The following is a 17,572-nucleotide window of genomic DNA, read 5'->3' as shown; positions in this document are numbered from 1 at the left end:
TTTATAATAAATATTGACCAACTGGTCAGTCTAATACATAATATAACTGACTAAGTGGTCAGTCGTCAATGAAAAAGCATGGTATGGTAAAATGAGAAAATTTATAATGATGGTATAAGCGTTTTTGAAAAAATAGGAGAGAGAGAAAAAAATGAAAGAAAAAGAACGTTTAATTATAGAAATGGCAATGAAGTTATTTGCGACTAAGGGTGTCAATGCAACATCAGTACAAGAAATTGTAACAGCATGTGGCATATCAAAAGGAGCATTTTATCTATATTTTAAATCGAAAGATGAATTGTTATTAGCGACACTCCAGTATTATTATGACAAAATCTATAAAAAGATGATGGCTATTGATGAAGAATCTTTGCTACCACGTGAAAAGTTTAAAAAACAATTGTATTGTCAGTTTAATGATGTGCAAAAAGATAAGGAATTTCTTATTATATATGCGAGGGAAAATGCAATCCCGTTTAATAAAGAAGTAGAGGCTTTTATGGTGAAAATGAAGTTAGAGTCGCATGCCTTTTATCGAAATAGCTTATTATCTATTTATGGTGAAAAGGTTATTCCATATATATTAGACCTTGTGGTTATGGTAGAGGGGATATGCCGAAGCTATTTAGAATTAATTATTTTTAATGCAGCTGAAATTGATATACCTCACGTCTCTACATTTATTCTAAAGAGAATAGATGATCTTGTAGAGGGGCTTGTACATTCTGAGGACATGCCCGTTTTGCAGGAAGAGCAAATGAACCGATTATTTGGTAGTTCAGAGCTTATTAAAGAGCAAGCCAAAGAGCATTTTTTGCAGGAAATTGTTACATTCAAACGCACACTAGCAGATCAATTAGAAAATGATGAGTTGTTAGTTACTTTAGATGTTTTGGAAGCTGAAATGAGGTTGCCAAATCCAAGAATACCAGTAATTCAAGGAATGTTAGCAAACTTAAGGGCATATGCTGATCTGAAAGATTTTCAATTGAGGTTAGCTGGATACTATAATATAAAAATTACGTGAAACGTATAAATTCATAATAAGAAAAAGGTGGATCATAGTGAATCCACCTTTTTTATTAGTTATTAGCTTGTGCCCATTCTTCTACATTCCAAACTTTTGTTATCCAACCTTCATAAAAGTCTGGTTCGTGACATACGAGAAGAATCGTTCCTTTATATGTTTTAAGAGCATTCTTTAGCTCTTCTTTCGCTGTCACATCAAGGTGATTTGTCGGCTCATCAAATAGCAACCAGTTGCTTTCTTCACCCATCAATTTACATAAGCGGACTTTTGCTTGTTCTCCACCACTTAATTGGCTCAATGGACGAGAGATATGTTCATTTTTCAAACCACATCTTGCTAACATTGCACGAACCTGATGCTGATCTAAATGTGGGAATGTATTCCACACATCATCGATTGGTGTTAAATTATCTGCTTTTACTTCTTGCTCAAAATATGCTGGCTCCAGGAAATCACCAAGACTAGTTTTCCCGTTTAATGGTTTGATTTTCCCAAGAATTGTTTTTAGTAATGTTGATTTACCAACACCATTACATCCAACAATTGCAATTTTTTCACCGCGTTCAATTGTCATTGTTAGTTTTGGTAGTAGTGGATGTGTGTAACCAATTTCTACATCTTCACCTTCAAAGACAAAACGGCTGCTTGCACGGGATTCTTTGAACGAGAATTCTGGTTTGATTGCTGTTTCTGGGCGATCAATACGTTCCATACGATCAAGTTGCTTTTGGCGACTTTTCGCACGCCCTGTTGTTGAATAACGCGCTTTGTTTTTTGAAATGAAATCTTCTTGTTTTTTAATAAATTCTTGTTGTTTTTGGTAGGCGTTTAAATGTTGATTTTTATTCATTTCTGCTAACTCTAAAAATTTCTCATATGTTGCTGTGTAACGCGTCATTTTTGAAAATTCTAGGTGGAAAATAACATCGACACATTTGTTCATGAATTCCGTATCATGGGAAATTAAAAGAAACGCATGTGGATATTCTTTTAAATAGTTCGTTAGCCATTGAATATGTTCAACGTCCAAATAGTTGGTTGGCTCATCTAGTAATAGTACTTCTGGTTGCTCAAGTAATAGCTTTGCAAGCAATACTTTCGTACGTTGTCCACCGCTTAATGCAGAAACATCACGATCTAAACCAATTGCATCAATTCCAAGACCGCGTGCCGCTTCTTCAATTTTAATATCTAATAAGTAGAATCCACCTGCTTCAAGTGCATCTTGCACGTTCGCCATTTGCTCAAGTAGTTCTTCTAATTCTTCTGGCGTGGCAGTTCCCATTTTTTCGGCAATCGTATTTAACTCTTTTTCTTTTTCAAATAAAGGTAAGAATGCATCTGTCAGTACGTCGCGAATGGTTCTTCCAGCCGTTAAAATGGTGTGCTGATCTAAATATCCGTAATGCGTACCAGGCGTCCACTCTACACGTCCGTCATCATGAATAAGCTGTCCTGTAATAATATTCATAAATGTTGATTTACCAACGCCGTTTGCGCCGACTAATCCAACATGTTCTCCTGCTAATAAACGTAGTGATACATCTTTAAATAATGTGCGGTCACCAAATGTATGACCTAGGTTTTCTACTGTTAATAAACTCATAGTGTCCTCCGTTCATGCTGAAATAGTATCTTGAATCATGATACTAAATTCTTGGATATAATGCTATCCTTTCAAATTGTATATTTTTTCAAGAAGGGGGTTGCTTATTTTTAGAAAAGGGATATAATGTAATTGAACAGTGGTTAATTAAAATGTGAGGTATGAAAAATGTCACCAAGAAGATCAGTTAAACAAGAGTTAACAAGAGAAATGATTATGAATGCAGCGAGAGATTTATTTATAAAACAAGGATATCAGCATACTTCAATGCGTAAGATTGCAACAGAATTAGGATATAGTCACGGTTCGCTCTATTATCATTTTAAAAATAAAGCAGAGCTCTTTTATGCAATGGTTGAGCAAGACTTTCAATTATTAGATCAAAAATTAGATGAAGTTACAACTCAAGATTTACAGCAGGAAGAGCAACTAAAAGCAGTTTTACTTGGCTTTATTGAATTTGGTCTGCGAAATCAAAGTCATTATGAAATAATGTTTCTTATTAAAGATGATGAATTAAAAGAGTGGCTAGCAGATGGGCCAAATGTAAGTTATGAAAAATTTGCGACTGTCATATCATCTCTTTGTCATGGGAATATAAATATCATGACAATATGGTCTGTCTTTTTATCATTACATGGATTTGTATCGCATTATTGTAGATGTGATCAAACGTTTGAAGATGTGCAAACGCTAGCTGCTTCGCATGTGGATTTTATTGTGAAATCGCTTCTTATGTAAGTGATTTTCTTTTTACATTTAATTGAACAGTGGTAAATTAAAGGGGGAACTATGGTGAAAAAAGCGTTAGTAATTGGAGCATCTGGAGCAATGGGGTATGCAATTACAAAGGAATTATGTAGTCGAGGAATTGATGTAATTGCTTTTGCAAGAAATAAGAAGAAACTGGAAAAATTATTTCATGGAGAAGAAAAAGTACAAATAAAAACTGGTGATGTATTTCAGCAATCCAATGTAATGGAAGCGGCTAAGAGTGTGGATGTAATTTTTCATGCTGTAAATATTCCATATACAGATTGGGAAATGCAGCAACCCAAGCTATTAAGAAATATATTGGAAGCAACAAAATATTACGGTGCAAAGTTAGCGATGGTAGATAATATTTATGCGTATGGAAGGCAGGGACAAGAACAAGTAACAGAAGAAGTAGAAAAGCATCCTCATACAAAAAAGGGAAAAATTCGATTACAACTTGAGATGATGACAAAACAATACGAGGTACCGATACTTATTGCTCATTTTCCGGATTTTTATGGTCCAAATGCGGAAAGTACGCTTATTCATCATACGTTACAGAGTGTTCTTGCAAATAAGATGGCTAACTTTGTTGGAGATAAGCGGCTTGCAAGAGAATATATTTTCACACCAGATGGCGCTAAAGCTATTGTTGAATTGGCATTACGTGATGAAGCATATGGACAGAATTGGAACATACCAGGTTGTGGTGTGATTACAGGAGAAGAGATGATTCAACATATAAGAGAATTAACTGGATATACAAAATCGGTAATGACTGTAAAAAAAGGTATGATAAGATTGCTTGGCTTATTTGATAAACAAATGAGGGAGTTTGTAGAAATGTTATATTTGACAGAAGAACCGGTTGTATTAAGCGGAGAAAAATATGAGCGCTATATTGGTAAAGTGCCAAGGACACCTTATCGTAATGGATTAAAGGAGACCATTTTATTTATGGAAGGGAAGAACTAATTGTTTTAAAACGTATATACAAAAAAGTAAGTGAAAAATATGGATTTCGAATAGTATTGGATCGGCTATGAACACAATAAAGTGAAGGCTTTTACGGGCAGTTTATCCCCTTCTAACTTCTTTGCTTCCTGCCGAATTTTGAGGTAGGGGTATTACTGCTCGCGAATAGCGGGATAAAAAGAAGTGCAACCGTTCAACACCAGAACGGTTGCACCTTATTTGAAGTATCCTCGAATGATTCCTTTTAAGCGATTTGCGTGAAATTTTCGTTTATCGTTAGAAATGTTTTGCATCGTACGGAATGAAGCAGCGGCAGTCGCACGTAAAAAGTAAGGGAATCCATAATGTAAGCGAATGACTCTTCCGAAACCACCAGCATAGGAAATGGCCCTTTTTAATGATTGTTCATTAATAATTTCTTCTTTTACTGGATGGTATACGAAAAGATCTTTCTTAAATATACCTGTATATCCGTTTTTCATACCACGAAGTACGAAGTCAGTCTCTTCACCAGCTCCGTAAATCGTACCTGATCCGACCCCTAAATCTTCATCAAACGTACCGACATCTTGTACAAATTGCTTCGTAAAGAATAGTGCAAAAGACGGCCCCATGAATCCGTATTTATTATTTAAAATAATATCCGTTTTCGGTGCATTTATTAATGATCCTGTTTTTTCAACATTGGTCGTATTTGTTGATATAAAATGAATATCTACATTTTTTTCAAACGTTTCTAAGATTCTTTCTAATACGTTTGTTTCATAAATACAATCGTCATCTGGAAAAGTTATAATGTCACCATCAGCTACTTTTAATCCTTTATTTCGTGCACGAGATAACCCTTTAATAGGTGTATAAAGGTAGTTGATAGAAAATTTCCCCTTATAGTCTTCGAAGAGATCAGAAATTGGCTTGTCATTTTGATCGACTACAATGAGTTCGAAATTTTGGTATGTTTGTTTTTCTAATGATTTTAGTAAATCTATAATATCATCACGTCTGCCACAAGTGGCCATGATTAAAGAAAATTTCAATTGTAACAGCTCCTTTAAAAGGTGTCATTCGTTTGTATGAAGATCAAGTATTATATTTCTGCTCCTTCACTTATATCAGGATCTCTTAAATTTTGCTTTCATTTTTTCTAAAAGCATGAGGAGAATTGCATCTTTTGTTATCCATAGAATAAGGGCATAGACGAATCCACATGTTAAAATTGTAACGATAACCTGTAGGATCTGCCCAGGGATTACGATGCGAACAACCAGTGCTAATGGTAAAAATGTAAGTGAATAAAAGAGATACTTTAGTTTTTGCATATCGAACAATGTATAATTGACTTTTAATTTCTTTTTTACGTATATATATTCAAATGTAATTAACAAGCAGTTTGCAATTGTTGTTGTGATAATTGCTGTGGTTGGCGTAAGTACATTAAAGAATATAAGTGTAATATTAAATACAAGGTTTATGAAACCACAAATGAATAAAAAGCGTATTAAAATATTTTCTTTCTTTTTCACATAAATAACTTGATTCGCCAAAATAGATTCGATTCCTACTGAAATCATATACAATGCAAAAACCATGAGTGTGCTACCGGCATTAGCAAACTCGTCTCCGCCGTAAATAATAACAGCTCCATGAGCAATAATCATGAGACCAATAGCGGCGGGGAAGAGGGTAATGAAATATACTTTAGAGATTTTATTTAGTAACGTTTCATATTCTTTTTCCGTAGCGTTTCCTGATAAATAAGAGAGTCTTGGAATCGTAACTTGAATAACACTTAACATAAGTGTGTTAATAATGGTCATAATTTGAAAAGCCATGACATAGAAAGCAACTGCAGCCTTTCCAGCATATTCTCCTAAGAATAGACGATCTAATTGCGTGTATAAGAGAGTGGCATTTGAAAAGATAACAACTAAAAATAAAGGTTTTAAATGTGGGATAATCGTCAAATTTGAAAAATCAAACGGAACCCGGCGTTTCACATATATAAAACTGATAAAATGATTTAAAAATGTCGATAGAACTAACAAACCAGCAAATTGCTTATAGTCATCCGCTCCATGAATAAAAGTGAAAAGAAGCACAACATAAATAAGACGGACAGCAACGGTTTTCTTCGTAATAAAATCATAATTTTCATGTGCTTCATTGAACCATTCTACATAAAACATATTTGAAATAAAATTGAATCCAAAAATGAGCAGTACAGGAAATAAGTCCTTATCGCCATATCCGATATAACTACAGAGTATAAATGCTATTAAAGCCAGAATACTGGTTGTGAAGTTAATAACATATAAACTTGTAAACAATTGTGAGACTTTTTTCTTGTCATTTTTTACTAAGCTAATCTCACGTAAGCCATATTGATATACACCAAATACAGCAAAAATGAAAAAGTAATTAAAAACTGTTTCAGCAAAGTTAACTGTTCCCATTGAATTGGCCCCAAGCATTCGATATGCGTAAGGACCTACTAAAATTGGCAGAATGATATTAAAGGTGTTGAGTAATATTTTATAGAAAATATTTGATCCAAGTGATTTTTGCATAATTTCGCCTTTCATGATGATCATATTAGTTACTAAAGTAAAATCCTTTTGTATATTCGATTAAAAATATCTGGATATTGAGAGCGAGATTGGATGAATCCAATTCATATCTTTCCACATATAGTGTGGGCCATAATTGTTTATTAAATATTGTTCATATATCTGTAAACGCAGAAATGGCTCTTTTGTTTTCCAACGTGCTGCAATACGATAAGTTCTATGCTCTTCAAAAGTTACATTTCCCCCACCTTCAAAGAAATAACATCATATTTTATCCCGCTATTCGCGGGCAGTAATACCCCACACCTCAAATTTCGGCAGGGAGTAAAGAAGTTAGGCGGGGATAAACTGCTCGTAAAAGTCCGATTGGTGAGGACTAATAATCAATGGGGGATGAAGAAAATCCCCACTGATTAAAGTTTCGCTTTATGTTTTTTATATATTAAATGATTTTCAAAGGATATTCCTCTGTAGGTGATAAAGTGATTTTCATAGTCAATCACTACGGATATAAGTTTACTGCAGATAAACTTTGTAAATCAACTATTGCTTGTTTAAGGAGATACATGAATATGATAAAACAAATGCCTCAGTCTACATGGGACTGAAGCATTTGTATGTTTCTTATCTATATTTGTATAGTTAGTATAATTCCGTAGGAAGCAATGAGACGTATAATCGACATTACGAAATATCCATAACAGTTAATGAAGAAAGGGATATATTGTAAAATTAAATATACATGCTAAGGCGACTTAATAGCATTATGAAAACTCCCGCTATTCGCGAGCAGTAACACCCTCACTGATCAAAGTTTCACCCTATACGCTCCAAGGTTTATTCAATGTTAATACTTCCGCCATTTCCTTACTTTTGATGCGGTTTATTTTACGTTTTTCAGCTCGTTCAGCACCCGTGTTATATAACCAATGCTCTTCTTCTGTTTCTGGAATCACTTGTGGGACGGAGGATGGTTTGTCATCTTTTATCGCAACAAACGTGATGAAGCAAGTTGCAGCAATTCGTCGTTCTCCTGCTAGTAGATTTTCTGCAATAACCTTCACAAATACTTCCATAGAAGATTTACCAGTATAGCAAACGGACGCTTCGTAGCAAACGGAATCAGTTTGGTGAATTGGAGTTAAAAAATCAACAGAATCAATGGATGCAGTTACGCAATGCTTACGGCTATGACGTGCGGCTGCAATAGAGGCAATACTATCAATTTCTGCTAATAATTTTCCTCCAAATAATGTTTGATGATTGTTTAAGTCATTGGGAAAAACCCGTGTTGTTTTTATTGCTTTTGATTCTCGCATAAATTTCTTTTCCATAATATAATCTACTCCCATTTTTTGTTTCAATTAAGGTGGTATATCTTTATTATATAAAGCGAATCTTTCCCATTGATAGAAAGCCCTCAGTAATAGGAAAGATTTTTCTTATTGAGCTAGAACTCTTTTACATTTCCCTGTATGTGATTGAAAGAAAATTTGTTTTGTATAGTTTGTAGTGTAAAAGAGGTTTCGCTTACATTGCAAGTGAAAAGTGCTTGCTATGATTTTGTCATATAAATTCCCTACCTGCCATGTCCATATTCGTGATAGAATCGTTTTGTTATGAATGGAAATAGAGGTGCAGCATATATATGAATCACATACAAACAGGTTTTTCATCTTTTTTTAGTAAAACAATTATTGGAATTATGCTTGCTTTTTTTGCTTATTCTTGTTGGAACGCCTTTGAAGGAAGCAAGCAATTTTTCGGAGGAAGCTCCACAAGTTTAGCGATTACATTATCCATTTTCGTTATTCTTCTTTTACTAATGGCATCTATTTTGCAGTATCGGTTTACAGATAAACAATTTCTTATTTTTCTTATGAGCATAACAGTGCTCGTGAGGATTGGAACGGTTATTTTTATTGAAACCCCACTTATAGGTGATGCGAAGGGTATGTATGAATCGGCAAAACAAATTGCATTAGGAAATAGCGGTATAGAGTTTGTCGACCAATTGCCTTTCATTGTATACGAATCATTTTTGATTCGTTTGTTTGGAGATGCAACATTTGTTTTACAGCTATTTAATATTTTATATTGTGCAGGAACAGCGTTTTTCATTTATCGAATTGCAACGATTTTGTTCCAAGAAGAATGTGGCCGAATTGCGGCGATATTTTATGCACTGTATTTGCCAAATATTCTTTTTTGCTCGCTTTTAACCGGGGAGCCATTGGCTGTATTTTTATTTTATTTTGCGTGTTATATACTGCTACATAAAGGATTAAGTCATCCTTATATGTGGGTATGTGCAGCAATATTGTTTGCTTTTAGCAATATGATTCGCCCAGTGGGAGTATCTTTACTTATTTTATTGATCGTATATGTTCTGTTAGTAGAGCTATTACAAGGTGCAGAAAAACAAAAAATATTGTTAAAAATGACGGGAACTGTTATCTTGTTTTCCGCCGTACATTTCGGTGTGAGTTACGGCCTTCAAGCAATGGACATGCCACAGTATGCATTTTCTAATAAGGCGTATGTTCATTCCGTTTTAATCGGAGAGCAACGTAGTAAACAAGAAACCGTTCAGACGCAAAGTATGAAAGATCGTTTAAATCAAAAGTTAAAAGAGTTAGAAACAGAACGATTAGCTTCTGTTCAATTGGGTGTAGGACAGCCATCACAAAAGACACTATTAAAAGGCGAAAAACTTATATATATAGCCGTAACCTTATTTATGGCAATCGCACTTTTACATTTTCTTATTCAGAAGCAAAAGAGCGGGAACCACATGTTGTTATTATTACTTATAACAGGATACATAGGTATGGAATTTTTTAACAAAGATATTATATATGGTAATTTAACTATACCAAGTCTTTTTATTTTACAAAGCTTTGGTGTATATACGATGTCTTTTTATTGTCAAAAACTGTTCTTTAAAAAGTAAAATAAAACTCACCATTCCTAAGGAGTGGTGAGTTTTATTTTGTGTTCTTTCTTTGGCTATGTAGCTCATTCTTCAAACAAATCGTAAGGGGTCATTCACTAAGATTACTTCTTTTCATATATATAAATCCATTTTGATTTTTCGACATATAAGCCGCGGCTATGGATAACAAAAGGTGACCCGCACTCGTTTTCTCTCTTTGTTTTCACTATGTCTGGGCAGAAAAAGGATCTGACCGCTTCTATGCATGGCCGGATGCTCTCTCCCACCTAAAAAGAAGGGGTTTATGTCGGTTTTTTAATTTGTATTTATATATATTATTGCTACAAATCGCACAATAATAAATTAAGAGAATTCGAATGGAATTCTCTTAATGGCTTTTATGCGCTTTTGCATGAGTTTTAAAGAAGACTGGAAAATGTACATTATATATAACGGTAACAACACGTATAGTGAAGGTTACTAGTAAACAAATATAGAAAGCTAATACGTGTGCACCCATTTCATGCGTAATTAGGAAGCTAATTGCGCCTAAAATAGAAGCAATTGCATAAATTTCTTTGCGAAATACATATGGGATATCTTGTGCACAAATGTCACGCATAATCCCTCCACCAATACCTGTAATAACACCCATCGAAACAACTAAAAACGCGGCATTGACATGATGTGTCATAGCTGCATTTGCACCAATGGCGGTAAAAACGCCTAAACCAACCGCATCTGAAAGCATAATCACAACTTGAAGTTTATTAATACGTTCAAAAAACATACAAGTAAACAGGGCTGCTAATACACTGACAAAAAAGTAAATTGGTTGTACAAACGCCACGGGAGGTAAGTTACCAATCATAATATCACGAATAATTCCGCCACCCAGTGCAGTAGCTACAGCCAAACAAAGGACACCAAATAAATCCAAATCTTTCTTTAAACCAACTAATGTACCAGAAATGGCAGCGGCAATAATGCCGAGAAACGTAAATATTTCGATTAACAACATGGCTCTAATCCCTTCCTCCTAAAGATGCTCCGGAGAAAAATATACACTAAAGCTATGAAAATAACAATTACTTTCCGTTACATGTAAAAAAAACGAAAAAATACGAAAAGAAAGCGTTTGAAAATACGATTGATATGTCTTATAAAAGGCGTAAATATCGAATAGTTAATTAAGAAGTTATGTTATAATCAATATTTGAGACAAGCTAAGATAGGGATAATAAATCGTATAAAGTGAAACTTCAATTAGTGGTTTTTTTTTCATCCTCACTGATTATTAGCCCTCACCAATCGGGCTTTTACTGCCCGCAAATAGCGGGATAAATTGAGATAAGAGAAGGTAATGATAGTTATGGAGGTTCGAGATGTTAGGGAATAATAGTTTAGGTAATAAATTTGAGCAGTTTTTGCTAATTTTTATTATATTACAACCAATTTTAGATTTGCTTACATCATTTTGTATTTTAGTTTTAAAAATAGATACGACAATTGGAATTATAACGCGTCTGTTTGTAATGGCTCTTGGTGGGATTTATATTTTGCTTCAAGCAAGAGAAAAAGAAAATCGCAAATATATTATATATTTAATAGCAGTCGGAATTGTTTTGGTTGCAGGTTTTATAAATAATAAATTCATAAAAAGTCCTATTATATTAGGAGAAGAAATTAAATTTATAGCAAAAGCTTTATACCCACTCATTATGCTTACTTGTTATATCTTTGTATTTAAGTCATTCAAAGCAAAAGAAGCTATGTATTCAAAAATGCGAAACTATATTGTGTATTCAACATTAATCATAAATATCGCGATGGTTGTTTCGATCGCAACTGGAACAGATTCTAATAGTTATGGTTGGTTGAAACTTGGTTCGCGCGGTTGGTTTTATGCGGGAAATGAATTGGGGTCCATTTTAGCGATCATTTGTCCAATTGTCGTTTTATATTCAATTGGAAAAACGACTAGCATGGCTAAAAGTTATTTTTGGATTCCATCTATTTTAACAATCTTTTCACTTTTTGCAATTGGTACAAAAGTAGGGATTGGAGCTATTTTCGCTACATTCGTTATCGCAATTTTTATGTGCTTTACGCAAGCGTTTTTACAGCGTAAAAGTCAGCAAAAGAAACCATACTTGCTGAACGGCATTCTCGCAGCGGTTGTTTTTGCTGGAGTACTTGTGTATACGCCGTCTTCGCCATTCATAAAAAATATGGGATTGCATGTCCAAGTTCTTGAGAAACAGCAAGCAGAAAAAACGGCGGAAGAAAAGAAGAATAGTAAAACTCCAGATACAAAAGAGGAAGTAAAAAAAGAGGAAACGCAGGCGCTCCTTTTCAGCGGACGTGAGCTGTTCCAACAAATGTATAAAGGGTACTATGAAAAAGCGCCAATGTCTCAAAAGTTATTAGGTATGGGGTATGCTGGGAATTTCACAACCGTTACGCTTTCACCCGATAATCCTACAGAGGGTCCTAAACTGATTGAAAGAGATTTCCATGATTGGTTCTATGCATTTGGAATTGTCGGTTTCAGTTTGCTTTTAATCCCATTTATATATTTTGGTGTTAAAATTCTGTTCGTGTTCGTAACGCGATTTAAACAGTTATTTACAGTAAAATACGCATTACTAGCGTTGGCGTTAGCGTTGGCGTTAGGCATTTCTTATATGGCAGGACATGTATTAACTGCACCTGGGGTAAGTATTTATTTTGCTGTAATTTTAGCCTATTTAATCATTGATTTAGAAATTGAATGATAGAGAAATAAAGTAAAATTTTGATCAGTGGAGGCTTTCTTCGTCCCACTGATCATTTGCCCTCATGAATCGGGCTTTTGCGAACAGTTGATTTTCACCTCACTTCTTTGCTGTTTGCAGAACTTCAGGTGGGGATATTACTGCTCGCGAATAGCGGGATAAAAGCTAGCGTCACGTTAGCTTTTATTTTTTGTTATAGTAAAGTATAAGAGAATATGAAGATGGAGGAAGAAAGAGATGAAAGTGTTGCATATGAATGCTGGAGCTGAAGAAGGCGGCGGAAAAACGCATATTATTTCACTTTTGTCGCAGTTTCCGAAAGACGAAGTTGAACTAGCTGTATTTGAAGAAGGTTCTATTGCTAAAGAAGCAAGGGAGCTTGGAATCAAGGTGCATGTTTTTTCGCAATCATCTCGTTATGACATATCTATTCTTTCAAAAATACGTACATTTATTAATGAAAGAAGTTTTGATATTGTGCATACACATGGAGCACGGGCGAATTTTTATCTTTCTCTTTTAAAAAGGAAGATAGGTGCAAAATGGGTAACAACGGTTCATAGTGATCCAACCCTCGACTTTATGAAGCGTGGTTTAAAAGGTTGGATTTTTACAAAATTAAATTTACGTTCTTTTAAGAAAGTTGATTTGTTTTTTGCAATCACGGAACGTTTTAAGAAAAATACGGTAGCACTCGGTGTGCCAGAAGATAAAATTTGTACAATTTATAACGGAATTGAGTATGACAGTATGCCAGCAAAACCTTATAACAAACTAACTGAATTTGACATACAAGAAGGTGTATTTACTGCGATTCAAGTAGCGCGTCTTCATCCGGTGAAAGGGCATGAAATCCTCTTTGAAGCATTGCAAAAAATAACAATTCCTAAAATAAAAGTGTTATTGGTCGGTGACGGACCAAGTGAAGTGGAACTAAAAGAAGTGGTAAGGCAGAAAGGTTTAGAGGATAAAGTGCTATTTTTAGGTTATCGTTCAGATGTAAAAGAATTATATGCATCGGCAAATATTAGTTTATTAACATCGTATAGTGAAAGTTTCCCGCTTGTGTTATTAGAAGCTGCAAATCAACGCTTAACATCGATTGCAACAAACGTTGGTGATATGGAACAGTTGATTGTTGATAACACATATGGATGGATTATACCAATTGGTGATGCAAATGCATTAGCACGTGCATTAGAGGAAGCATATGAAAAATGGGGAAATGGTGAATTAGCAACAATGGGTGAGCGTCTATATGGACATGCGTCTTCTCAATTCTCATTACAAAGTTTATATGAAGATACTCATAAAGCGTATAAAAAACTTTTATCCCACATTAACGGGCAGTAATACCTTCACCTGAAAGCTCTGCAGAAAGCAAAGAAGTTAGATGGGGATAAACTGTCCGTAAAAGCCCGATTTGTGAGGGCTAATAATCAGTGGGAGATGAATCCCCCTCCACTGATTAAAGCTTCACTTTATCGAAATAGAAAAGATATTTGAAATAGAGAGGATTGTAATTATGGCAGTGCAAACAATTGATATTTTAGGTGTCCCTTTCTCTACGATGACAATGGAAGAGACGATTCAATATATCATGCAGCGGCTCGAAACAGAACAAGCCCACACATTTCAAGTTGTAACAGCGAACCCTGAAATTGTAATGTGTGCGAAAAAGGATCCAAGTTTCCATCAAACACTTCTAGAAGCGGATATTATTACGCCGGACGGGATTGGCGTTGTAAAGGCAAGTGGTATGTTAGGAACACCATTAAAAGAACGTGTGGCAGGTTTTGATTTAATGAGTGATCTATTTGCAACGTTATCGAAAGAGAATAAACACGTTTCTATCTTTTTATTTGGAGCAAAACCGCACGTTGTGAAGGGGGCTGCTGAGCATTTAACGAACACATATTCAGCTGTATCAGTTGTCGGTATGCAAGACGGATATTTTAAGCAAGAACAAGAAGAGGACATTATTGCTCGCATTCAAGAAGCAAAGCCTGATCTATTACTTGTTGCGCTTGGATTTCCACGACAAGAAACTTTTATCCAAAATAATAAGCATCGTCTACAAACAAAAGTAGCAGTTGGTGTCGGTGGTAGCCTTGACGTTTGGGCAGGAGAAGTAAAGCGTGCACCAAAATGGATTCAATCGATTCATTTAGAGTGGTTTTACCGCTTATGTAGCAATCCAACGCGTTGGCGTCGTCAGCTTGTGTTGGTTGAATTTTTAAAAGAAGTCATGCGTTCGAAAAAGTAGCGAAATATCGCTGCTTTTTTTTGTTGAAAAGTTTAATAATATATAAATACAAATTAAAAAACCGACATAAACCCCTTCTTTTTAGGTGGGAGAGAGCATCCAGCCATGCATAGCCGCGGTCAGATCCTTTTCCTGCCCCATGCCAAGTAAAAACAAAGAGAGAAAACGAGTGCAGGTCACCTTTTGTTATCCATAGCCGCGGCTTATATGTCGAAAAATCAAAATGGATTTATATAGCAAGAAAAAGCTAATCTACACACTTAAAAGGTAATGGAGTGATAGAAGCTTCACCTTACGGGAATGCTGAAAGGGAATTTTTTTCTTAAATGATAAAGTGAAACTTTAATTAGTGGGGGGTTCTTCATCACCCACTGATTATCAGCCCTTACCTTAGAATCTTGAGGTGGGGGATTACTGCCCGTGAATAGCGGGATAAATGTAAGGAATGAAAAATATTTTACTTATGAAATACACACGTGTAAAATGATGTGTAAAGACACCTGTATAAGGAGGACTTCTAGTGGGGAACGTAAAAGAAATTTCAAAGCGTAAGCTTCTTGGTGTAGCGGGACTTGGTTGGCTATTTGATGCAATGGATGTTGGTATGCTGTCATTTGTCATTGTCGCATTGCAAAAAGAATGGGGACTGAGTAGCCAAGAGATGGGATGGATTGGAAGTATAAACTCCATTGGTATGGCAGTTGGAGCACTTTTATTTGGAATATTAGCAGATAAGATAGGCCGGAAATCCGTTTTTATTATGACATTATTATTATTTTCTATCGGTAGTGGTTTAACTGCTTTATCAACAACATTGACCGTATTTATTATATTGCGCTTTTTAATTGGTATGGGGCTTGGCGGAGAATTACCGGTTGCTTCTACACTTGTATCTGAAAGTGTTGAGGCACATGAACGTGGGAAAATTGTTGTACTATTAGAAAGCTTTTGGGCTGGAGGCTGGTTAATAGCGGCTCTTATTTCCTATTTTGTAATTCCAACGTACGGTTGGCAAGCAGCGATGGTATTAAGTGCCGTTCCAGCCATTTATGCACTGTATTTAAGATGGAATCTACCGGATTCCCCGCAATTTGAAAAAGTGGAGAAAAGACAATCTGTTTTTACAAATATAAAGTCGGTTTGGTCTGGAGAATATAGAAGAGCAACGATTATGTTATGGATTTTATGGTTTTGCGTTGTCTTTTCCTACTACGGCATGTTCCTTTGGTTGCCAAGTGTGATGGTGTTAAAAGGATTTAGTTTAATAAAAAGCTTCCAGTATGTATTAATTATGACGCTGGCACAGCTTCCAGGCTATTTTACGGCTGCATGGTTTATCGAGCGTCTTGGCCGTAAATTTGTGCTAGTTACGTATTTACTTGGTACAGCATGTAGTGCTTATTTCTTCGGAGTAGCAGAGTCATTTATGACACTGATGGTAGCAGGGATGCTGTTGTCCTTCTTTAATTTAGGGGCGTGGGGCGCATTATATGCATATACACCTGAGCAATATCCGACAGCAATTCGTGGTACTGGGGCAGGTATGGCTGCCGCGTTTGGCCGTATTGGTGGCATTCTCGGTCCGTTGTTAGTTGGCTATCTTGTTGCCTCGCAGACTTCCCTTTCATTGATCTTTACAATCTTTTGCGTCTCTATTTTAATTGGAGCGCTTGCGGTGCTGGTACTTGGACAAGAAACGAAGCAACAAGAATTGGTATAACGAAAGAGGGGAGCCTTATAGGCATCCCTTTTTTGTTATTTTTGGGAAAAGGATGGTATATTGGATAGAAAATATGGATATAAAAAGGGATTATTTCTTAAAGAGGCGAATGTATACAACAAGGCATATGGACAAAAGAATTAGGTGGTTGGGCAGATGAAAATATTACTTATAACGGGATCATCAGAAAATAGACATCAGTTAATGGAAACATTTACAGAAAATATGCGGAATGTAGAATGTTTTGAAGCACAAACAGGAATGGAATCCTTACAAATAACAAAAAAGCATACTCCCGATTTCATTTTTTTAGATACGCAGTTAACGGATGGTACAGGATTTGAATTTTCCAGCTTATTACAACAGTTAAGTTTATATACAAAATTTATCTTTATGGGCACAGACATAGAAGGGGCAATCACAGCTTTTCGATTTCAAGCGTTCTATTACTTGTTGCGACCGTTTCGGGAAGAAGACTTACATTTTTTATTGGATAGGATGGAACAAGTAAAAAGAAGTGAAGAGAAAAATCGGTTGCGTAAACTTCCCATTGAAAGTCATGAAGGTATTACATATATTTTTCCGGAAGATATTGTATATGTAAGTAAAAATAAAGAAAATAAAACAGTTTCGATTTACACAACGAATAATCAATATATTTCAACATATACGCTCCAGGAACTGGAAAATAAATTAGCAGCATATGATTTTTTACGTGTGCATAAAAGTTATTTAATTAACGTTATGTATGTGCAAGAACTAAAGCCTTATTATAACGGAACATATAATCTTTATTTGGAAAAGTCTGATAGCCAACCAATTCCTGTTAGTCGAAATTATGTAAAAAGACTTCGAAATAAAGTCGAACTGTGACAAGTTATGAATGAATTTCAACATGTTAACATAAGAATCCTTCATGATAAGGAGGATTCAAATTAAA

General features: G+C 35.2%; 14 protein-coding genes. 9 read left to right on the top strand and 5 right to left on the bottom strand.

Translation table 11 applies throughout. The annotated features are described in order from the left end of the window. The first annotated feature begins 151 nt into the window (after nt 1–151). The gene (locus tag QUF99_RS28060) at nt 152–1,027 is read left to right on the top strand and encodes a TetR/AcrR family transcriptional regulator (RefSeq protein WP_289374461.1); all 876 of its coding nucleotides are present in this window, start codon (nt 152–154) and stop codon (nt 1,025–1,027) included. 55 nt (nt 1,028–1,082) lie between these two features. Here QUF99_RS28060 and QUF99_RS28055 read toward each other — a convergent pair whose 3' ends face one another. Beyond that, nucleotides 1,083–2,636 (bottom strand): ABC-F family ATP-binding cassette domain-containing protein, encoded by a 1,554-nt coding sequence (locus QUF99_RS28055; protein ID WP_289374459.1) that lies wholly within the window; start codon nt 2,634–2,636, stop codon nt 1,083–1,085. Between the two features lie 168 nt (nt 2,637–2,804). Between QUF99_RS28055 and QUF99_RS28050 the strand changes: the two genes are divergently transcribed. Both QUF99_RS28050 and QUF99_RS28045 read left to right on the top strand, forming a co-directional pair. Further along, nucleotides 2,805–3,377 carry a TetR/AcrR family transcriptional regulator gene (locus QUF99_RS28050; RefSeq protein WP_289374456.1) on the top strand — a complete coding sequence of 191 codons (573 nt, stop codon included), beginning with the start codon at nt 2,805–2,807 and terminating at the stop codon, nt 3,375–3,377. A 54-nt stretch (nt 3,378–3,431) separates the two neighbouring features. Next, entirely contained in the window at nt 3,432–4,367 is a 936-nt protein-coding gene (locus tag QUF99_RS28045; RefSeq protein ID WP_289374454.1) for an SDR family NAD(P)-dependent oxidoreductase, read from the top strand. 215 nt (nt 4,368–4,582) lie between these two features. On the opposite strand, the gene QUF99_RS28040 is transcribed toward QUF99_RS28045, so the two are convergent. The 3 genes from QUF99_RS28040 to QUF99_RS28030 all read right to left on the bottom strand — a co-directional run bounded on the left by QUF99_RS28040 (nt 4,583) and on the right by QUF99_RS28030 (nt 8,268). Continuing rightward, nucleotides 4,583–5,404, bottom strand: coding sequence for a glycosyltransferase family 2 protein (locus tag QUF99_RS28040; RefSeq protein ID WP_289374452.1), 822 nt, complete (start codon nt 5,402–5,404; stop codon nt 4,583–4,585). Between the two features lie 75 nt (nt 5,405–5,479). Then, nucleotides 5,480–6,934, bottom strand: coding sequence for an oligosaccharide flippase family protein (locus QUF99_RS28035; RefSeq protein ID WP_289374451.1), 1,455 nt, complete (start codon nt 6,932–6,934; stop codon nt 5,480–5,482). Nucleotides 6,935–7,755: 821 nt separating this feature from the next. After that, nucleotides 7,756–8,268 carry an acyl-CoA thioesterase gene (locus QUF99_RS28030; RefSeq protein WP_289374450.1) on the bottom strand — a complete coding sequence of 171 codons (513 nt, stop codon included), beginning with the start codon at nt 8,266–8,268 and terminating at the stop codon, nt 7,756–7,758. A gap of 314 nt (nt 8,269–8,582) precedes the next feature. Between QUF99_RS28030 and QUF99_RS28025 the strand changes: the two genes are divergently transcribed. Then, a complete protein-coding gene (locus QUF99_RS28025; protein WP_289374448.1) occupies nt 8,583–9,887 on the top strand; it encodes a glycosyltransferase family 39 protein in 1,305 nt (434 codons plus the stop codon). 370 nt (nt 9,888–10,257) lie between these two features. Here QUF99_RS28025 and QUF99_RS28020 read toward each other — a convergent pair whose 3' ends face one another. Next, nucleotides 10,258–10,890 (bottom strand): trimeric intracellular cation channel family protein, encoded by a 633-nt coding sequence (locus tag QUF99_RS28020; protein ID WP_289374447.1) that lies wholly within the window; start codon nt 10,888–10,890, stop codon nt 10,258–10,260. Nucleotides 10,891–11,254: 364 nt separating this feature from the next. Between QUF99_RS28020 and QUF99_RS28015 the strand changes: the two genes are divergently transcribed. The 5 genes from QUF99_RS28015 (at nt 11,255) to QUF99_RS27995 (ending at nt 17,505) form a co-directional block, all read left to right on the top strand. Continuing rightward, nucleotides 11,255–12,646 carry an O-antigen ligase family protein gene (locus tag QUF99_RS28015; RefSeq protein ID WP_289374445.1) on the top strand — a complete coding sequence of 464 codons (1,392 nt, stop codon included), beginning with the start codon at nt 11,255–11,257 and terminating at the stop codon, nt 12,644–12,646. Between the two features lie 237 nt (nt 12,647–12,883). Further along, on the top strand, nt 12,884–13,999 hold the full coding sequence (locus QUF99_RS28010; RefSeq protein WP_289374444.1) for a glycosyltransferase: 1,116 nt from the start codon (nt 12,884–12,886) through the stop codon (nt 13,997–13,999). A 172-nt stretch (nt 14,000–14,171) separates the two neighbouring features. After that, nucleotides 14,172–14,912: a WecB/TagA/CpsF family glycosyltransferase gene (locus QUF99_RS28005; RefSeq protein WP_289374442.1), complete on the top strand. Its 741-nt coding sequence runs from the start codon at nt 14,172–14,174 to the stop codon at nt 14,910–14,912. Between the two features lie 520 nt (nt 14,913–15,432). Next, complete coding sequence (locus QUF99_RS28000) at nt 15,433–16,632, top strand: MFS transporter (protein WP_289374441.1); 1,200 nt, start codon at nt 15,433–15,435, stop codon at nt 16,630–16,632. A gap of 156 nt (nt 16,633–16,788) precedes the next feature. Next, entirely contained in the window at nt 16,789–17,505 is a 717-nt protein-coding gene (locus QUF99_RS27995) for a LytR/AlgR family response regulator transcription factor (RefSeq protein ID WP_289374440.1), read from the top strand. Nucleotides 17,506–17,572 lie beyond the last annotated feature (67 nt).

Origin of the sequence: Bacillus sp. DX4.1 (assembly GCF_030348195.1) — a bacterium.
GTDB lineage: Bacteria > Bacillota > Bacilli > Bacillales > Bacillaceae_G > Bacillus_A.
The sequence above is the reverse complement of the archived record's forward strand: the minus strand, read 5'-3'. Positions and strand labels throughout refer to the sequence as shown.

Excerpts from the sequence above, each read along its gene's own strand:
- QUF99_RS28050 (WP_289374456.1), top strand. The coding sequence starts at position 2,805 with ATGTCACCAAGAAGATCAGTTAAACAAGAGTTAACAAGAGAAATGATT.
- QUF99_RS28035 (WP_289374451.1), bottom strand. The coding sequence starts at position 6,934 with ATGCAAAAATCACTTGGATCAAATATTTTCTATAAAATATTACTCAAC.
- QUF99_RS28055 (WP_289374459.1), bottom strand. The coding sequence starts at position 2,636 with ATGAGTTTATTAACAGTAGAAAACCTAGGTCATACATTTGGTGACCGC.
- QUF99_RS28020 (WP_289374447.1), bottom strand. The coding sequence starts at position 10,890 with ATGTTGTTAATCGAAATATTTACGTTTCTCGGCATTATTGCCGCTGCC.
- QUF99_RS28025 (WP_289374448.1), top strand. The coding sequence starts at position 8,583 with ATGAATCACATACAAACAGGTTTTTCATCTTTTTTTAGTAAAACAATT.
- QUF99_RS28015 (WP_289374445.1), top strand. The coding sequence starts at position 11,255 with ATGTTAGGGAATAATAGTTTAGGTAATAAATTTGAGCAGTTTTTGCTA.
- QUF99_RS28005 (WP_289374442.1), top strand. The coding sequence starts at position 14,172 with ATGGCAGTGCAAACAATTGATATTTTAGGTGTCCCTTTCTCTACGATG.
- QUF99_RS28030 (WP_289374450.1), bottom strand. The coding sequence starts at position 8,268 with ATGGAAAAGAAATTTATGCGAGAATCAAAAGCAATAAAAACAACACGG.
- QUF99_RS28060 (WP_289374461.1), top strand. The coding sequence starts at position 152 with ATGAAAGAAAAAGAACGTTTAATTATAGAAATGGCAATGAAGTTATTT.
- QUF99_RS28010 (WP_289374444.1), top strand. The coding sequence starts at position 12,884 with ATGAAAGTGTTGCATATGAATGCTGGAGCTGAAGAAGGCGGCGGAAAA.
- QUF99_RS27995 (WP_289374440.1), top strand. The coding sequence starts at position 16,789 with ATGAAAATATTACTTATAACGGGATCATCAGAAAATAGACATCAGTTA.